This is a genomic window from Oceanobacillus sp. FSL K6-3682 (assembly GCF_037976165.1).
GTDB lineage: Bacteria > Bacillota > Bacilli > Bacillales > Amphibacillaceae > Oceanobacillus > Oceanobacillus sojae.
The window spans coordinates 4,757,435-4,773,272 of sequence record NZ_CP150263.1; the positions used below are offsets into that span (position 1 = coordinate 4,757,435).

The window sequence follows — 15,838 nt, forward strand, 5'->3', positions numbered from 1 at the left end:
TTGAAAAATAGCAGCTAGCTCTTATTTAATGAAGGATAATATTTATACGAGCGAGGAATAGAGATTGCTTCTCTCCAGCAAGAAGAGCCTATTTTTCACTCTCTTCTTGACCAATTAGCCCGCACATCTTCATCCCATCTGCAATTCCATCGTCATCATGCGATTTCGTAATATATGTCGCGGCTTCCTTAATTTCCTCTACCGAGTTTTCCATTGCCACCGATGTTTTTACAAACTGAAACATTTCTAAGTCATTCAATCCATCGCCGAAAGCATATGTATTCTCTTTAGGCAGGCCGGTAATTTCTAAGAATTCTTTTATCCCTGTTGCTTTGGAAATGCCTTTTGGAAAAACATCACAGTTGTAGGGTGAGTTACGGACAAATTGGAGCTCTGGGAATTTTTCCTGGTACTCTTCTTCACCTTCCTCAATGAATATTTCGACCTGGTAGACCGGTTTATTCATATAAATGTCATCATCGACAACCGGGATCTCTCTGTCGCAATACTCACAGTCCTTCTTTAACAGCTCAGATTGATCATTTGTTGTGTAAATCCGTTCAGCTGTGTGATAACAGATTGTTACACCTCTTTGCTCTGTATACTCCTCCAGCTTTTTTAATTGGACAGGATTAATCCTGTTCCGGTAGATAACCTCTCCTTCATGCACAATGAACTGCCCATTCATTAATACAGCTGACTGAATCCCTGTTTCTGCCTGCAGTTCCTTTGTTTCAAATACAGGTCTTCCAGTTGCGAGGACAGGTATGCCGTTATTTTCAATTAGTTTTTCGATTGCTTTTATGCTGCTCTCTGCTACTTTTTTTTCACTTGTTAGTAATGTTCCATCTAAATCAAAGAATACGATTGGTCTCTTTGTCATTTTTTTGACCTCCTCACATGTCCTGATGGAGTAATGTACCCTTATTCTAAAAGATAATGAGAGGAAAAGCTAGGCTTTCTATCTTTTTCTGAATTGTTTTCATTTCCAGTCTTTCCTATCCTTACAAGTTTCATGCTCTCCTAATTGTGGAATAGACAAACTAGGCAAAAAAGAAGCGTCCTATAAAGCCGCTTCATTAATATAAGAATTAAAATGCTCTTGATAAGGAGGCATATTTTATGTTTGATGATCGTGCAGGAAAAGTACTCGTTGAACAGCTCTCAGATTGGGGAGTGGACCATATTTATGGAATGCATGGTGACTCGATTAATAATCTGATGGAAGAGCTTCGAAAAGCCGAGGATAAAATAAAATTTATTCAGGTTCGTCATGAAGAAGCCGGGGCATTAGCTGCCTCTTCTTATGCAAAGTTGACTGGAAAGCTTGGCGTTTGCCTATCGATTGCAGGACCCGGGGCGATTCATTTATTAAATGGTTTGTATGATGCGAAGAAGGATCACGCACCTGTTCTTGTCCTTGCCGGGCAGGTTCCAACGGATCAGATTGGAACAGATGGCTTTCAGGAAGTAAATATGGAACGTATTTTTGATGATGTCGCTGTCTTCAATAAGCAGGTTGTCTCAAAAGAGCAGCTCCCTTCTATGGTTAATCAGGCCATTCGAACAGCTTATGCGAAAAAAGGGGTAGCTGTCTTAACTCTGCCAGATGATATTTCTGCAGAAAAAATCAAGAATAAGGTACAGAAAAATGCCGTGCTGTATGAAGCACCCGAGCTTACACCGGACACTGCTGCGATGCAGGAAGCTGTTTCTGTAATTGAAAAGGCGAAGAAGCCAATTATTTTAGCAGGAACGGGAGCGAAAAAAGCTAAGGAAGAGCTGGCGGCATTTTCTGACAGGATTGCAGCTCCTGTTGTTATTTCCCTTCCTGCTAAAGGAGTTATGGAGGATGAACATCCAAACTTTCTTGGCAACTTGGGAATGATAGGAACTAAACCGGCTTATGAAGCGATGGAGGGTGCCGATTTGCTGATTCTGCTTGGTACCTCTTATCCGTATACGGAATTTTTACCCGAGGATGTAACATGCATTCAGATCGACAGTAATCCGCTTCAAATTGGTAAAAGGTATCCAGTGGATATCGGCATCGCCGGAGATGCAAAAAAAACACTAGCTTGGCTAAATGAACAGCTGCCTCAGACCGACAAACGTGATTTCTTAGAAAAATATCAGGAGAAAATGGCAGCCTGGTGGGAAGAAATGAAAGCAGATGAAGAACAGGCCTCCACACCTATTAAACCGCAGCAGGTCATCCATGAAGTGCAGAAAATTACTGCGGACGATGCCATCCTGTCTGTTGATGTCGGTAATGTGACTGTATGGGCAGCACGCCATTTCCGGATGAAAACCACACAGGATTTCCTGACCTCCAGCTGGCTGGGCACCATGGGCTGTGGACTTCCTGGAGCCATTGCCAGTAAACTCGCTTTCCCTGATCGGCAGGTAATCGGTCTCTGCGGTGATGGCGGATTTACAATGAATATGCAGGATTTCCTGACTGCGGTGAAGTATAACCTGCCAATGATTATTGTCATTTTTAACAATGAACGGATTGGCATGATTAAATATGAGCAGGAGGCTGGTGGGAATCTGGATTATAAGACAGGTTTAGAGAGCTTTAACTTTGCCCGCTTTGCGGAAAATTGCGGCGGTAAAGGCTATCGCGTCGAAAAGCTTGAGGAGCTGAAGCCGTCTCTGGAGGCTGCTGCATCCTTTAATCAGCCGGCGATTATAGATGTCTGTATTGAAGACGAGCCGCCGATTCCGGGCAAGCTTTCTTATGATCAGGTAACCAGCTATTCGAAGCAGACAATTAAGAAGCTGTTTGAAAAGGGGAAACTGGAGCTTCCGCCGGTTCGTAAGGGATTGAAGCGGATGTAAGGATATATTCCTTTACCCCTAAAAAGAGGCATGATCAATTTATGTGTTTGATCATGCCTCTTTTTTCACTTCCCAAACATGCTGCACATACTTATAATCTTTCTAACGTTTCCATCATACTCATAAACGATGCTTTATCTGTCATTTGCATGAGCTTCTGCAGACTTTCCGGATGCTCGATCAGCTTGCTGATCATTTCATAAAGTGGCTGCAGGTCCTCAATGCTGTTCTTCTTCACACTGAGCAACAGCACAAATTGAACCGTCCTTTCAGTTGTCCATGGAATCGGCTCAGTTAAGGTAGCAATCGAAATAAATGTCTGCTGCGACTGCGGCGTTAATGGATGCGGAATTGCCACCAGGTTGCCAAAGGCAGTAGGGGCGATTTTTTCTCTTTCATAAATGGATTCGAGAAATCGGGCTCTTTTCAGATCATCTGATTCTATTTCGCTGACCATAAATGCTAGAACATCTTCTTTGGCTTGGAATGATTGATTTAAAAATAAATAGTCCTCTTGTAAAAAATCCCTGATGACGTTGGATGGGGTTCCGGCTATATAGGACGAAATATGCTGAAGATCATCCTTACTGATGATTGCATTCACCTTCACAACAGGAATACCTAAATCCTCATGAATCGGTATAGTCGTAATAATAAAATCTATATCATCTAATGGATAGGTGGATAACCGATAATATTCTGTCGTTCCTGCGATGTCCATTTTCCCATTAAATTTTGTCTTGAGCCGATAATAAATTAATTGAGACGTGCCCATTCCAGAAGCACAGACAATCAGGCAGCGTTTTGGTCCCTGCTTCAGCTTCTGCCTTTCCATTGCCGCACCAATGTGGAGTGCTAAATAGGCAATTTCGTTCTCATCAATGGTAACCTCTGTATATTTCTCAATCACGACTCCTGCATGTACGGCTGCCTGGAAAGCAAGCTGATAATTTTTCTTAATACTTTCCAGCATCGGATTTCTGATATTCATTCCATATTTATACCGGTTCATTGCCGGCTTCAAATGAAGTCCCAGGTTAATCATCAAATCCCTGTCGTGGCGAATATTTAAATGCATCTCCAGCTCAATACGATCTAATATCGCAATAACCAGTTCATAAATCGCCGGATCAAGGAGGCTTTCTATGTCCTGATTTTTCTCTATATCAGCAGTTGTCAATATCTTTGTACCTAATAAATGCAGCGCAACATAGGAGGTTTCCGTTGGAGGAAATATCACTCCTAACTCCTGCTCTGTATCCCCGACAATTTTTTCTGCAACCTTGTATTCTTTTGTATGGGTTATCTCCTGCTTGGGATTAGCGTCATTATCGACCGGATGTCCGTTCTGAATACGCAGTACCGCAATGGCAATATGAATAAACAAATTCTGTATGGCAATATCTGAAAGGGTCATATGCTGCTTTTCCAGATGCGCAATGATTGTCTGCTTAATAAAGTCTGTCTGTTCCTTTGGCAGCCTGATGAAGCCGTCATATATATTGCCGTTGGAGTCACTTCCCCTTTGAATCAGGTATTCTGCCATACAAAACCGTATTTTCATCTCTTCCCCGATTATTCTAATCCCATAATTCGGCTTCACACGAATATCCAGATAGAAATTAGATAAATGCTCTCTTACTAATTTCATATCGTTTTGAATGGTTGCTTTGCTGATGTACATCTCATCTGCCAAGTCTTCCAGCTTCAAATAGTCCATGGTTAAAAGTAATTTCTGAATAATATAACGTACACGCTGATCCGGTGTATTTGGGATTTGTTTCTGATCTTTATTTTCATATAATGCCGTGGTTAAGAAGTGGCGAAATAACTGCTCATCCTCGATATGCAAGTGATACCCGCGGCCTTTTATCGATTGAATCGATGCTCCGTGCGAAAGAAGCTGCTGATTCAATTTTTTTATATCTTCTTGCGTGGTACGCGGGGTTACTTGATTAATATTTGCTATAAATTTGCTTGTCAAAGCTTTCTTTGCCTGAATTAATTCCTTCAATATAGAACGAAGCCGCCTGTCCATCATGACACCCCTCGCGAAAGAGAAGACGTTTTAAAAACATCTTCTCCCTATCTTTGTAACGAATCTATCTATATTATACTTTTTTCTTCCATCTCGTAATTATTTTTCTTCGTCAAAGCCATTTTCTTCACTTATACGCTTAAACCAATGGGCACTTTTCTTTGGCGTACGCTCCTTCGTTTCCAGATTGACAGAGAAGAATCCATAACGATTTTTATAGGCATTCGCCCAGGACCAGTTGTCCATTGTCGTCCATAGATGATAGCCTCTTGCACGACAGCCTTCTTCCATCGCCTGGTGCAGCCATTTTAAATGATCTCTGATAAACGTAATCCGATAATCATCCTTAATTTGCCCATCTACTATAAAGCGCTCTTCGTTTTGCACACCCATCCCGTTTTCTGAAATAAATGAATCGATATTATGATAGTTATCTTTTAAATTTATCATAATATCATAGATTCCCTTCTCATAAATCTCCCAGCCGCGATATTCGTTCATCCGTCTTCCCGGCATTTCATAATTATCAAAGAACCAGTCCGGCATAAACGGCCCATGCGGATTCGGGAGATGTTCCTTTGCCTTCACTCTTCTTGGCTGGTAGTAGTTCACACCCAATAAATCAATCGTATTTTCTTTAATTAGGGCTGCGTCGCCATCCTTTGTGTGAGGGAGATGGCTGTATTCAGCCAGCAATTGAATCAGATCCTTGGGATAATGTCCTAACACAGCCGGGTCTAAAAAGCTTCGGTTAAAAAATAGATCGGCAATATGGGCTGCTTTTTTATCTGCGGGATGATCACTCCTTGGATAGGACGGTGTGAGATTAAGGATAATCCCGATTTTCCCGTCCTTTATATCAAGCTCTTTAAATGCCTTCACGGCCTTCGCATGAGCGATAATTGTGTGATAAGCCACCTGAAAGGCCCGTTTGGCATCGACAATATTCGGATAATGAAAATTATATAGATAACCGCCTTCCACAGGTACAATTGGTTCATTAAATGTAAACCACTTCTTGACACGATCACCGAAAAGCTCAAAGGCTGTTTTGGCATATTGCTGATACATATCGGTGACATCACGGTTTTCCCAACCGCCTATTTCCTGTAGTTCAAGCGGCATATCAAAGTGAAAAAGATTTACAAAGGGCTCAATCCCCTGCTTAATCAGTTCATCAATGACATGGTTATAAAAAGAAACAGCTTCCTGATTCACTTCACCTGTACCGCCTGGAATCAGCCTGGACCAGGAAATGGATAAGCGAAAAGAGTTGTGCCCATATTCCTTCATTAATGCAATATCCTCCTGATACCGATGATAAAAATCAGAAGTATACTCCGGACCCACTTGGTTATGAAACCGCTCCGGCTCTATCTTGTACCAGTAATCCCAGATGTTTTTTCCTCTTCCGCCTTCATCAGCCGCCCCTTCAATCTGTGTTGCAGAGGTAGCACTTCCCCACCAGAAATCTTTTGGAAATTGATATTGTTGCGTTGTCATATAGAAAACCCTCCATTATTTCATTCGATATAGCTCAATGATTTCAACAGCCAAATCGCGTGTCGTCATTGCATTCATTAAATGATCCTGCGAATGTACAAGCAACAGATTAATTTCCTGCTTATCCCCCTTCGCCTCATCTTGCAATAATGCAGTTTGATAGTGATGTGCATTCGTTAATTCGTTTCCTGCCGCTTGAATCAGCTTGTCTGCTTCCTCGAATTTTCCTTCTTTGGCAACCTGGATTGCTTCCATTGCATTTGATTTCCCATTACCGGCATAAAGGATAATTTGAAAGGCGGTTTCTGTCATTTTTGATTGATCCATATTTATCTCCCCTACCTGTACAAGATTGCTTCTTTGGTGTATCTTTTCGATCAGCTTGCTTTGGTTTCTTCTCCTGATTTTTCTGTTTCATAATAGTTTTTATCGAGAATTTTCAGGAACGGCCACCAAATAATCATCACAACGAAGAGATTAAATGCCTGCAGTACAGCGCCCTGCCATGCATTTCCTGTAGCCAGAAAACCGCTGAGTAATGGCGGTGTTGTCCATGGCACGATAATCCCCGCAGGTTTTGGAACGAGCCCCGTCGACATGCTTACATACGTAATGACAGTTACCACCACTGGTGCAATAAGCCATGGAATAAGCACTAAAGGATTCATAATAATTGGAAGCCCGAAAATAATTGGCTCATTCACATTAAAAACGCCTGGCGGACCGCCTAATTTCCCAATTTCTTTTAATTGTCTGCTTCGCCCGATAAGTATAATTAAAATAATGACAGCTAAAGTCATTCCCGAACCGCCCATTCCGACAAGAAAGGAATCAATAAATTGCTTGGTAATTATGTTAGGTAATTCTGCTCCAGCTTGAAAGGCAGATAAATTCTGTTCATTCAGGCTGTACCAGATAGGATCAAAAACAGAGTTTACGATAATTTGTCCATGCAATCCAAAGAACCAGAATACTTGGATAAGCAATACTGCAATAATTGTCGCCGGTAATCCGCTTCCCAATTGGGTCAACGGTTCCTGAACAACTGTGTAAATAAAGTTTTGGACCGTCTCAAACGGTGTAAAGCTCATCAGAATGCGCACGAGAAGAAAAACAGAAAGTGTGAACGCAATCGGCAGTAACGCACTAAATGACTTGGACACTGCTCCCGGTACACCGGCAGGCATTTTTATCATCCAATTCTTTTGGACAAAAAAACGATATAATTCCGCAGAAACAAAAGCAGTGAATATCCCTAAGAACATCCCTTGAGCTCCCAGTGCTGATGCAGGGATAACCCCGGCTACTCCCTCCAGCACCTGGGGAGTTAAAATAATAAATGCAGCAACTGCCACTACACCGCCATAAATCGCCTCTCCTTTGTAGTGCTCAATTAATTTATAACCGATACCAATAATGACAAACAGTCCCATAATACTTAACGTTGATGCTGAAGCAGGCCCCAGAGCCTCCTGATACCGAGTGAACGCATTCTCACTCATAACAGAATCCAGGAACGGGAAGTTGGCGATAACCACAAAGATCGAACCAAATATAATTAATGGCAGCGCAACCATAAAACCATCTCTTAACGCGGATAAATAGCGGTTATTATTTAATTTATCCGCAATTGGGAGCAGTATATTCTCTAGCATCTGCATAAATTTACTATTTTCCATCCGAATAAACCTCCTTTGTATTCAAAACATTTTTCCGCCCTATCAGGAAAATAAAGACAATGCTTTCTCTAATACAGCTGCTCCATCCACTCTCCCATATGCTACAGGATCAATCACGTCGACAGGGATGCCTTCCTCAGCAGCAGCTTTTTCAAATTTCTTTTTTAAGAATCGCATTTGTGGACCAATTAACAGAACGTCTGCCTTTCCCAATTCCGTAAAAGCTTTATCCTGTGCCACTGCCCAGATTTTTACATCTATTCCCTTTGCAGATGCCGCTTCTTCCATTTTTGATACTAGCAGGCTTGTTGACATTCCCGATGAACAAGCTAATAAAATGTGCTTCATTGTTATTCCCCTCCTTGAGTTTATCTTGTTTTTCTCTACATTCATTGTATTAAATAAGCGCTTACATTAAAATCGATTATTTTTCCGCTGCTTAACGGAAATGGTTATAAAATGAAATTTTTCCTTACTGACTCATCCCGCAAGCAATAAAATGCTTTCCCAATGTGAACGGGAAAGCATTTTCTACTTTTTCTCATGATACTGTAGGCTCGGATAAAGATCGATAATTTCAGATGTGTTCTTACGTTCTGCTTCTATATTTCTAATAAGATGCTTCACTAAACCTTCAGCAATTTGTTCGGCTGGTACACCGACGGAATAAATCGGCATCTCGATGGACTTAAATTGCTTGATATTATCGTAGGCAATAATGGTTTTCCGGGATTCCAGTCCATCGATATGATGTAAAGCTCCCATCGTAATATCATAACTCCCGCAAATAATACCGTCATGCAGTGTCTCCGTTTTTAAAAATTCTTTGACAGCCTGCTTTGTTGCCGTTTCGGTTAACCCGCCGGAATCAATGAGACGATAGTTTATCTGCTTCTCCCTGCAGTAATTTTCAATGGTTTCTTTCTTCACAATCTGCCGGATATCCTTTGTATGCAGCTCACCGATATAATCAATACTTTGATGCCCTTTTTCAATCAACAGGTCTACAGCCTGCTTCATGGCCCAATTATGATGGACGTTAATAATTGGATAAGGTAACTTCCGGGCAACCCCATAAGCAATGACAGGAATATTATTCGTGATTTTCTCTGGCAAGGTAGTAGCCTCTCCCTCATCAAAAACAATAACGCCATCAAAGCGTAATTCTAAAAACTTACTCGCTGCTGTAATTGGATTATCAATAGAGACAGCCATAAAGTATCCAGCCTGCTTTAATGCCTCATTTACCTGCGTTGCCAACGTTGTTATCGCTACTCTATCCACTGCCGGCCAAATCAAACCAATTGTATGACTCTTGTTTGATACGAGCGATCGGGCAGAGTTATTTGGAATATAATTCATCTCTTCTGCTTTTTCTTTAATTTTTCTTTTGGTTGCTTCTGTGACGAGCGGAGAATCCTTCAACGCCTTGCTCACTGTGGAATAACTCACCCCGCACTCGGTCGCAATATCCTTTAAAGTTACAGCCATTTGTTTACTCCTTAAAAATTATCTATTGATTTCTTCTTGATATAATTATATCATAAGGAATAGGAAGTTTGATTTTTTTTATACCCGAATAACAACGTTGTTATTTTAAGAGGAGGATAAATATGCGTATTTTTTTATTATGCATTGTAAGCGTTTTAACTTTATTGACAGGTTGCGCACAGGCGGATAGTTCAGGGGATACCAAGGAATTTGTTCTTGCTCATAACCAGCCTACCAACCATCCAATTCATGAATCACTGCTTGATTTCCAGAGGCTTTTAGATGAAAAATCAGATGGAAAGCTAAAGCTTAAAATTTATGCAAATGGACAGCTTGGCAGTGAACGGGAGGTTATTGAAATGACCCAGACCAACGCAGTACAGTTTACGAAAGTATCTGCAAGTGCATTAGAAAGTTTTTCAGAATCTTACTCTCTGTTTAGTATGCCATATCTATTTGATTCTCAGGAACAGTATCGTGATGTCATGAAAATGCCGGAAATTCAGGATGCTTTCTACAATAAAACAGAAGACAATGGATTTATCGGCATTACTTATTATGATGCAGGTGTACGGAATATGTATACCAAGGATCGAATGCTGGAAACCAATGAAGATATGCATGGCATAAAAACACGTGTTCAACCAAGTAAAACAAGTGTTCAAATGATTGAAGCGCTTGGTGGTACACCGACACCGATGGGATTTGGTGAAGTTTATACTGCTTTGCAGTCCGGGTTATTAGATGCAGCAGAAAATAATGAGTCTGCTCTGACTGATAATAAGCATGGTGAGGTTGCCAAGCATTATTTCTATACGGAGCACGCGATGGTTCCTGATATTTTAATTATGAATGTGGAAGCTTATAACCAGTTATCGGACGAGGAGCAGCAATGGGTTCGGGAAGCAGCAGAAGAATCCTCCGTTCTGCATGAGCCGCGTTGGGATGAGCGTATGCTGGAAGCTCGTGAAATTGCTGAGGATGAAATGGGAGTTACCTTCCACGAGATTGATAAAAGCAGCTTTATGGAAGCTGTAAAGCCATTACAGGATTCCTTCCAGGAAAATGAAGCTACGAAAGAACAATATGACTTAATTATGGGAGAGAAAGAGAATGAGTAATATTAAAAAGTATATTGATAAATGTCTTCTCGTCTTAACAGGAATTTTAATTGCTGTCATGTCCGTTCTATCTGTTTGGCAGGTTATCGCACGGTATATTCTTAACACACCCAGCACAGTCAGTGAAGAAGTCATCCGCATGCTTTTAATCTGGTTTGCTTTAACAAGCGCTGCGTATGTATTCGGCCAGCAAAAGCATATTGCAATTGTGTTTATCAAAGAAAAGCTGGCTCCGAAGGCACAGCTGGCGCTTCACCGTCTATCGAATGTTATTTTATTACTTGTTGCTGTTGTTCTTATGATTTGGGGAGGGATTCAGGTTATCAGTCTTACCTTGACCCAAACTGCTCCTTCTACAGGCATATCCATGGCATGGATGTATGGAGCCCTTCCAATTTCAGGACTCTTTATTATATTTTATGCTATCTATAACTTAGCAGTCGGGGATATGACATCATCTGAGGAAGGAAGTGAACAGCTATGACATTAATTGCAGGACTGGTATTATTTATTTCGTTTCTTGTAATGCTTATTTTGAGTATTCCGATTGCGATATCGATTATTTTAAGCTCCCTTTTGACAATGCTTTTGATTCTGCCCTTTGATGTAACTGTTGTTACTGCTGCACAAAGAATGGTTACAGGAATTGATAATTTTACAATGCTGTCCATTCCACTTTTTGTACTTGCGGGGATCTTGATGAATAATGGCGGGATTGCTTTCCGGCTGGTCAATTTCGCAAAGGTGTTAGTTGGAAAATTGCCTGGTTCCTTAGCTCATACAAACATTGTTGGGAACATGCTTTTCGGTTCTATTTCTGGATCAAGTGTAGCTGCCGCTGCCGCTATGGGTCGTATCATGACTCCTTTACAAGTAAAGCAAGGCTATCGGAAGGATTATTCTGCTGCTGCAAATATTGCTTCGGCACCGGCAGGGTTATTAATCCCGCCGAGTTCTTTATTAATCGTATACTCATTAGTTAGTGGCGGAACATCTATTGCAGCTTTATTTATGGCAGGATATATTCCAGGTATTTTATGGGGTATTACAGGAATGATTGTGGCTTATGTCTTAGCGAAAAAGCATAACTACCCTATATCTGAGAAAATCAGCTGGAAGGATCGTTTCTTTCTTATTCTTGATGCTATCCCAAGCTTGTTGCTGATTATTGTTGTTATTGGCGGTATTGTTGGAGGAATCTTCACTGCAACAGAAGGAGCTGCAGTTGCTGTTTTATACGCTTTTATTCTGTCTCTTATCTATAAGAGCTTTAAAATCGCTGATATCCCAACGATTATCAAAGAAACAGTTGAAATTACAGGTATGATTCTTTTATTGATTACCGCTTCCGCTCTATTCTCATTAGTAATGAGCTTTACAGGTCTGCCGGAAGCCATTTCAAATGGAATTCTATCACTGACAGAGAATCCGATTCTCTTATTACTTTTAATGAACCTTATTTTATTGCTTATCGGAACATTTATGGATATAACACCAGCAGTACTCATTTTCACACCAATTTTCCTGCCGATTGCAACATCTATTGGCTTAGATCCTGTTCATTTCGGTATCGTTATTGCATTCAACCTGTGTATCGGTAACATTACACCTCCTGTAGGAAGTGCATTATTTGTCGGAGCTAGTGTTGCCAATGTTAAAATTGAAAGTGTCATTAAGACACTTGTCCCTTATTTCATAGCGTTGATAGTGATGCTGCTCGCAATTACATTTATTCCGCAATTATCACTATTCTTACCGAATTTATTTGGACTATAAAGCAAGGAGAGTATATTTATGACACTCATTAATGAAAACTTTTTATTAACAACAACGAAAGCAAAAGAGCTCTATCAAGCTGTTAAAGATATTCCGATATATGATTTCCACTGCCACTTAAGCCCGCAGGAAATCTATGAGGATAAAAACTATGCCACAATTACGGATTTATGGCTCGGGCATGATCATTATAAATGGCGCCTGATGCGGGCTTACGGTATTGATGAAGCCCTGATTACCGGAGATGGCGACAGCTTTGAGAAATTTAAAGCGTTTATCGGTATGCTTCCAAAAGCCATCATGAATCCGATGTATCATTGGTGCTATTTGGAGCTTGCCCGTTACTTCAATCATTATGAAGGTGTACAGCATAGCGATGCCGGAGAGCTTTATAAGAAATTAAATGAAAAGCTCGGACAGCCAGATATGTCTCCGAGAAGTATCTTGCGGAAAAGCAATGTACAAGTAATATGCACCACAGATGATCCTTGCGATGACTTATACTATCATCAGCAGCTGGCAGCAGATAAATCCTTTGATATAGAGGTCCGTCCAACTTTTCGTCCGGACTTCTATGTTAGCCTGAAGCAGGAAACCATAGAGACAGCAATTCAGAAATTGCAGACAGCAACCGGTTCAGAAATTAATAGTTTATCTGATTATATCGGTGCTCTTGAAAACAGAGTAGATTACTTTAACAAACATGGTGCAAAAAGCGCTGATCAAAGCTTTGCTCAAGTAGTATTAACAGGATTATCTGAAGAAGCAGCTGCAGCATACTTTACTAATTTAAAAAATGGAAAAGCACTTGATAACCGGGAAACACGCGAACTGGCTGGCTGGCTGTTGTCCCGCCTGGCAAAATCATATAAAAAATATGGCTGGGTCATGCAGCTGCATCTCGGACCGCTTCGAAATAATAACACGCTTCAATATGAGAAAATTGGTGCGGATGCAGGCTTTGACAGTCTTGGAAATTCGCTGAATGCAGAAGAATTGAATCAATTATTAGATTATCTGCATCAAAAAGACTGCTTGACCAACACCATTATTTACCCGCATAATGCCAATGATCATTCCATGGTACAGGCTGCTGCCGGTAATTTCACTTCAAAAGATGTGAAGGTACAGCTTGGTGCTGCCTGGTGGTATAATGACACGAAAGACGGAATGCTTCAGCATTTAATAGACTATGCAAACATCAGCCTGCTGTCAGAATTTGCAGGGATGCTTACTGATTCTCGAAGCCTGTTATCCTATTCCCGGCATGAATACTTCCGGCGTATTCTCTGCCAGCTTATCGGGTCTCTTGTGGAAAAGGGAGAAATTGAAGATGATCCGGTATTGCTGGAAGGTATTTTAAAGGATATCTGCTTTAACAATGCAGCACGCTTATTTAAAGTTGAAAATATCAAGGAGGTTTACTGATGCAATTGTCGTTTAGATGGTATGGAGATACCGATCCTGTTACCTTAGACAAAATAAAACAGATTCCCGATATGAAGAACATCGTTTCTGCAATTTATGATGTTCCCGTCGGTGAGGTTTGGCCAAAAGAGCGGATTGAAGGCTTAAAGGCTTCGATAGAAAAGGAAGGACTCTCTCTGGCTGTGATTGAGAGTCTGCCTGTTCACGAATCTATCAAACTTGGTGAAGCTGATCGGGATAACTATATTGCCAATTACAAAGAATCTTTGAAGAATCTTGCTGAGGCAGGAATCAAAACTGTCTGCTATAATTTTATGCCGGTTTTTGACTGGACAAGAACAGATTTAGAGCATGAATTAGAGGATGGCTCTACTGCTTTATTATATGATCATGATTTTATTAAAGAAATTGATCCTGTTACGACAAACTTGAATTTGCCCGGCTGGGATGAAAGTTATACAAAAGAAGATATGGCAGCTCTGATTGAAAAGTACCGCCAGATGACGGATGAAGATTTATGGGATAACTTGACCTATTTCTTAAATGAAGTATTGCCGGTTGCTATTGAGCATGATGTTGACCTGACAATTCATCCAGATGACCCACCTTGGTCTATCTTTGGGATTCCTCGTATCATTAAAGGAAGAGAAAGCTATCAGCGGCTGATTTCCATTAATGATGCAAAAAATAACGGAATCTGCTTCTGTACCGGTTCTCTTGGCTGCTTAGAAGAAAATGATCTTCCTGGACTTATTCGTGAATTTGGGGAACACATTCATTTTGTTCATATGCGGAATATTAAGCGGCTAGAAAACCATTCTTTTGTAGAGACAGCACACCTGTCTAAACTGGGATCGGTTGATATGAAAGAAGTTACGCGTGCATTAAAGGATATTGATTACACAGGAACTATTCGCCCAGATCACGGCAGAATGATTTGGGGCGAAACAGGAAGAGCAGGCTACGGCCTCTTTGACCGTGCATTAGGTGCAGCCTATATTAATGGCCTGATTGAAGGAGTCGAATAAGCTATGAAGTTATCATTTGAAGGACGGAATATTGTTATTACCGGAGCAAGTGGTGTGATTGGCAGTACTTTTGTGAAAGCTCTTGTTCAAGAAGGAGCGCATGTCGGCTTGATCGGCCGCAGCCGAGAAAAGCTTGAGAAGTTGATGGGAGAGGTAGACACGAAGAGCACACACACGATTGCTTTAGAAGCCGATGTGTTAGATAAAGCTTCTCTTGAAAAAGCAAAGCAGGCCTTTAACGCAAAGTTCGGAACAGTGAACGCGTTGATTAACTGTGCCGGAGGAAATCATCCTGATGCGACAACTGATGATGAGCACTATGAGAAGGATATCAAGAAAAACTTGTTCGGATTAAGTGAGGAAGGTGTGGAAAGTGTCTTTCGTTTAAATTACACTGGAACCTTCCTCCCTATCCAGGTATTTGGAACAGATTTAACAGAGGGTGAAGGAAATTCAATTGTTAACATTTCCTCTATGAATGCTTTTCAGCCTTTAACAAAAATACCGGTATATAGTGGTGCCAAGGCAGCAATCAGTAATTTCACACAATGGCTCAGTACTTACTTTGAAGGGAAAGTTCGTGTTAATGCCATCGCACCAGGGTTCTTTGAAACAGCACAGAATAAAGGTCTTTTACGTAATGACGATGGCTCTTATTCCGAGCGTGCAGAGAAAATTTTAGGGCAAACACCGATGAAACGTTTTGGTGACCCGGAAGATTTAGTTGGAACATTGCTATGGCTACTTGATCCAAACGCAAGCCGATTTGTTACTGGAATTGTAGTACCTGTTGATGGCGGATTTTCTTCGTATTCAGGAGTGTAAAAATAAAGGGAGAGGACGTTAATTTAGCGTTCTCCCTTTTTAATTTAGTAATAAAGCTGATTCCCCAAAAAACCATCTGTATTCCAGTAAATAATACAGATGGTT

The 15,838-nt window shown here is 40.8% G+C and carries 14 protein-coding genes; 7 read left to right on the forward strand and 7 right to left on the reverse strand.

Going from position 1 to position 15,838, the window contains the following annotated elements:
- Positions 1–88: 88 nt before the first annotated feature.
- Positions 89–883: a Cof-type HAD-IIB family hydrolase gene (locus MHH51_RS22955; RefSeq protein WP_156986272.1), complete on the reverse strand. Its 795-nt coding sequence runs from the start codon at positions 881–883 to the stop codon at positions 89–91.
- Positions 884–1,122: 239 nt separating this feature from the next.
- On the opposite strand from MHH51_RS22955, the gene MHH51_RS22960 reads away from it, so the two are divergent.
- Entirely contained in the window at positions 1,123–2,844 is a 1,722-nt protein-coding gene (locus MHH51_RS22960; RefSeq protein ID WP_339283818.1) for a pyruvate oxidase, read from the forward strand.
- Between the two features lie 91 nt (positions 2,845–2,935).
- Here the strand turns inward: MHH51_RS22960 and MHH51_RS22965 are convergent, their stop codons facing one another.
- From MHH51_RS22965 to MHH51_RS22990, 6 genes are all read right to left on the reverse strand, one after another.
- A complete protein-coding gene (locus MHH51_RS22965; RefSeq protein WP_339283820.1) occupies positions 2,936–4,882 on the reverse strand; it encodes a BglG family transcription antiterminator in 1,947 nt (648 codons plus the stop codon).
- A 99-nt stretch (positions 4,883–4,981) separates the two neighbouring features.
- Positions 4,982–6,385, reverse strand: coding sequence for a glycoside hydrolase family 1 protein (locus MHH51_RS22970; protein WP_339283822.1), 1,404 nt, complete (start codon positions 6,383–6,385; stop codon positions 4,982–4,984).
- 15 nt (positions 6,386–6,400) lie between these two features.
- Entirely contained in the window at positions 6,401–6,712 is a 312-nt protein-coding gene (locus tag MHH51_RS22975) for a PTS lactose/cellobiose transporter subunit IIA (RefSeq protein WP_147212475.1), read from the reverse strand.
- 50 nt (positions 6,713–6,762) lie between these two features.
- A complete protein-coding gene (celB, locus tag MHH51_RS22980) occupies positions 6,763–8,064 on the reverse strand; it encodes a PTS cellobiose transporter subunit IIC (protein ID WP_339283824.1) in 1,302 nt (433 codons plus the stop codon).
- Positions 8,065–8,106: 42 nt separating this feature from the next.
- A complete protein-coding gene (locus tag MHH51_RS22985; protein ID WP_147212477.1) occupies positions 8,107–8,412 on the reverse strand; it encodes a PTS sugar transporter subunit IIB in 306 nt (101 codons plus the stop codon).
- A gap of 183 nt (positions 8,413–8,595) precedes the next feature.
- Entirely contained in the window at positions 8,596–9,555 is a 960-nt protein-coding gene (locus tag MHH51_RS22990; RefSeq protein ID WP_147212478.1) for a LacI family DNA-binding transcriptional regulator, read from the reverse strand.
- A gap of 122 nt (positions 9,556–9,677) precedes the next feature.
- Here MHH51_RS22990 and MHH51_RS22995 point away from each other — a divergent pair, with 122 nt between their 5' ends.
- Genes MHH51_RS22995 through MHH51_RS23020 form a run of 6 tightly spaced genes read left to right on the forward strand, consistent with a single transcriptional unit; the run spans position 9,678 to position 15,733 of the window.
- A complete protein-coding gene (locus MHH51_RS22995; RefSeq protein ID WP_147212479.1) occupies positions 9,678–10,676 on the forward strand; it encodes a TRAP transporter substrate-binding protein in 999 nt (332 codons plus the stop codon).
- Complete coding sequence (locus MHH51_RS23000; RefSeq protein ID WP_147212480.1) at positions 10,669–11,160, forward strand: TRAP transporter small permease; 492 nt, start codon at positions 10,669–10,671, stop codon at positions 11,158–11,160. The genes MHH51_RS22995 and MHH51_RS23000 overlap by 8 nt, the downstream gene beginning before the upstream one ends.
- Entirely contained in the window at positions 11,157–12,452 is a 1,296-nt protein-coding gene (locus MHH51_RS23005; protein WP_147212481.1) for a TRAP transporter large permease, read from the forward strand. Before MHH51_RS23000 ends, MHH51_RS23005 begins: the two co-directional genes overlap by 4 nt.
- Before the next feature lie 18 nt (positions 12,453–12,470).
- Positions 12,471–13,880, forward strand: a complete 1,410-nt coding sequence (gene uxaC / locus MHH51_RS23010; protein WP_339283827.1) for a glucuronate isomerase — start codon at positions 12,471–12,473, stop codon at positions 13,878–13,880.
- Positions 13,880–14,908, forward strand: coding sequence for a mannonate dehydratase (locus MHH51_RS23015; protein WP_339283828.1), 1,029 nt, complete (start codon positions 13,880–13,882; stop codon positions 14,906–14,908). Before uxaC ends, MHH51_RS23015 begins: the two co-directional genes overlap by 1 nt.
- 3 nt (positions 14,909–14,911) lie before the next feature.
- Positions 14,912–15,733: an SDR family oxidoreductase gene (locus MHH51_RS23020; RefSeq protein WP_339283830.1), complete on the forward strand. Its 822-nt coding sequence runs from the start codon at positions 14,912–14,914 to the stop codon at positions 15,731–15,733.
- Positions 15,734–15,838: the final 105 nt, after the last annotated feature.

Coding starts and splice junctions, on each gene's coding strand:
- MHH51_RS22965 (WP_339283820.1), bottom strand. CDS start 4,882: ATGGACAGGCGGCTTCGTTCTATATTGAAGGAATTAATTCAGGCAAAG.
- MHH51_RS22960 (WP_339283818.1), top strand. CDS start 1,123: ATGTTTGATGATCGTGCAGGAAAAGTACTCGTTGAACAGCTCTCAGAT.
- MHH51_RS23000 (WP_147212480.1), top strand. CDS start 10,669: ATGAGTAATATTAAAAAGTATATTGATAAATGTCTTCTCGTCTTAACA.
- MHH51_RS23005 (WP_147212481.1), top strand. CDS start 11,157: ATGACATTAATTGCAGGACTGGTATTATTTATTTCGTTTCTTGTAATG.
- MHH51_RS22985 (WP_147212477.1), bottom strand. CDS start 8,412: ATGAAGCACATTTTATTAGCTTGTTCATCGGGAATGTCAACAAGCCTG.
- MHH51_RS22970 (WP_339283822.1), bottom strand. CDS start 6,385: ATGACAACGCAACAATATCAATTTCCAAAAGATTTCTGGTGGGGAAGT.
- MHH51_RS23015 (WP_339283828.1), top strand. CDS start 13,880: ATGCAATTGTCGTTTAGATGGTATGGAGATACCGATCCTGTTACCTTA.
- MHH51_RS22955 (WP_156986272.1), bottom strand. CDS start 883: ATGACAAAGAGACCAATCGTATTCTTTGATTTAGATGGAACATTACTA.
- MHH51_RS22975 (WP_147212475.1), bottom strand. CDS start 6,712: ATGGATCAATCAAAAATGACAGAAACCGCCTTTCAAATTATCCTTTAT.
- MHH51_RS23020 (WP_339283830.1), top strand. CDS start 14,912: ATGAAGTTATCATTTGAAGGACGGAATATTGTTATTACCGGAGCAAGT.
- uxaC (WP_339283827.1), top strand. CDS start 12,471: ATGACACTCATTAATGAAAACTTTTTATTAACAACAACGAAAGCAAAA.
- MHH51_RS22990 (WP_147212478.1), bottom strand. CDS start 9,555: ATGGCTGTAACTTTAAAGGATATTGCGACCGAGTGCGGGGTGAGTTAT.
- celB (WP_339283824.1), bottom strand. CDS start 8,064: ATGGAAAATAGTAAATTTATGCAGATGCTAGAGAATATACTGCTCCCA.
- MHH51_RS22995 (WP_147212479.1), top strand. CDS start 9,678: ATGCGTATTTTTTTATTATGCATTGTAAGCGTTTTAACTTTATTGACA.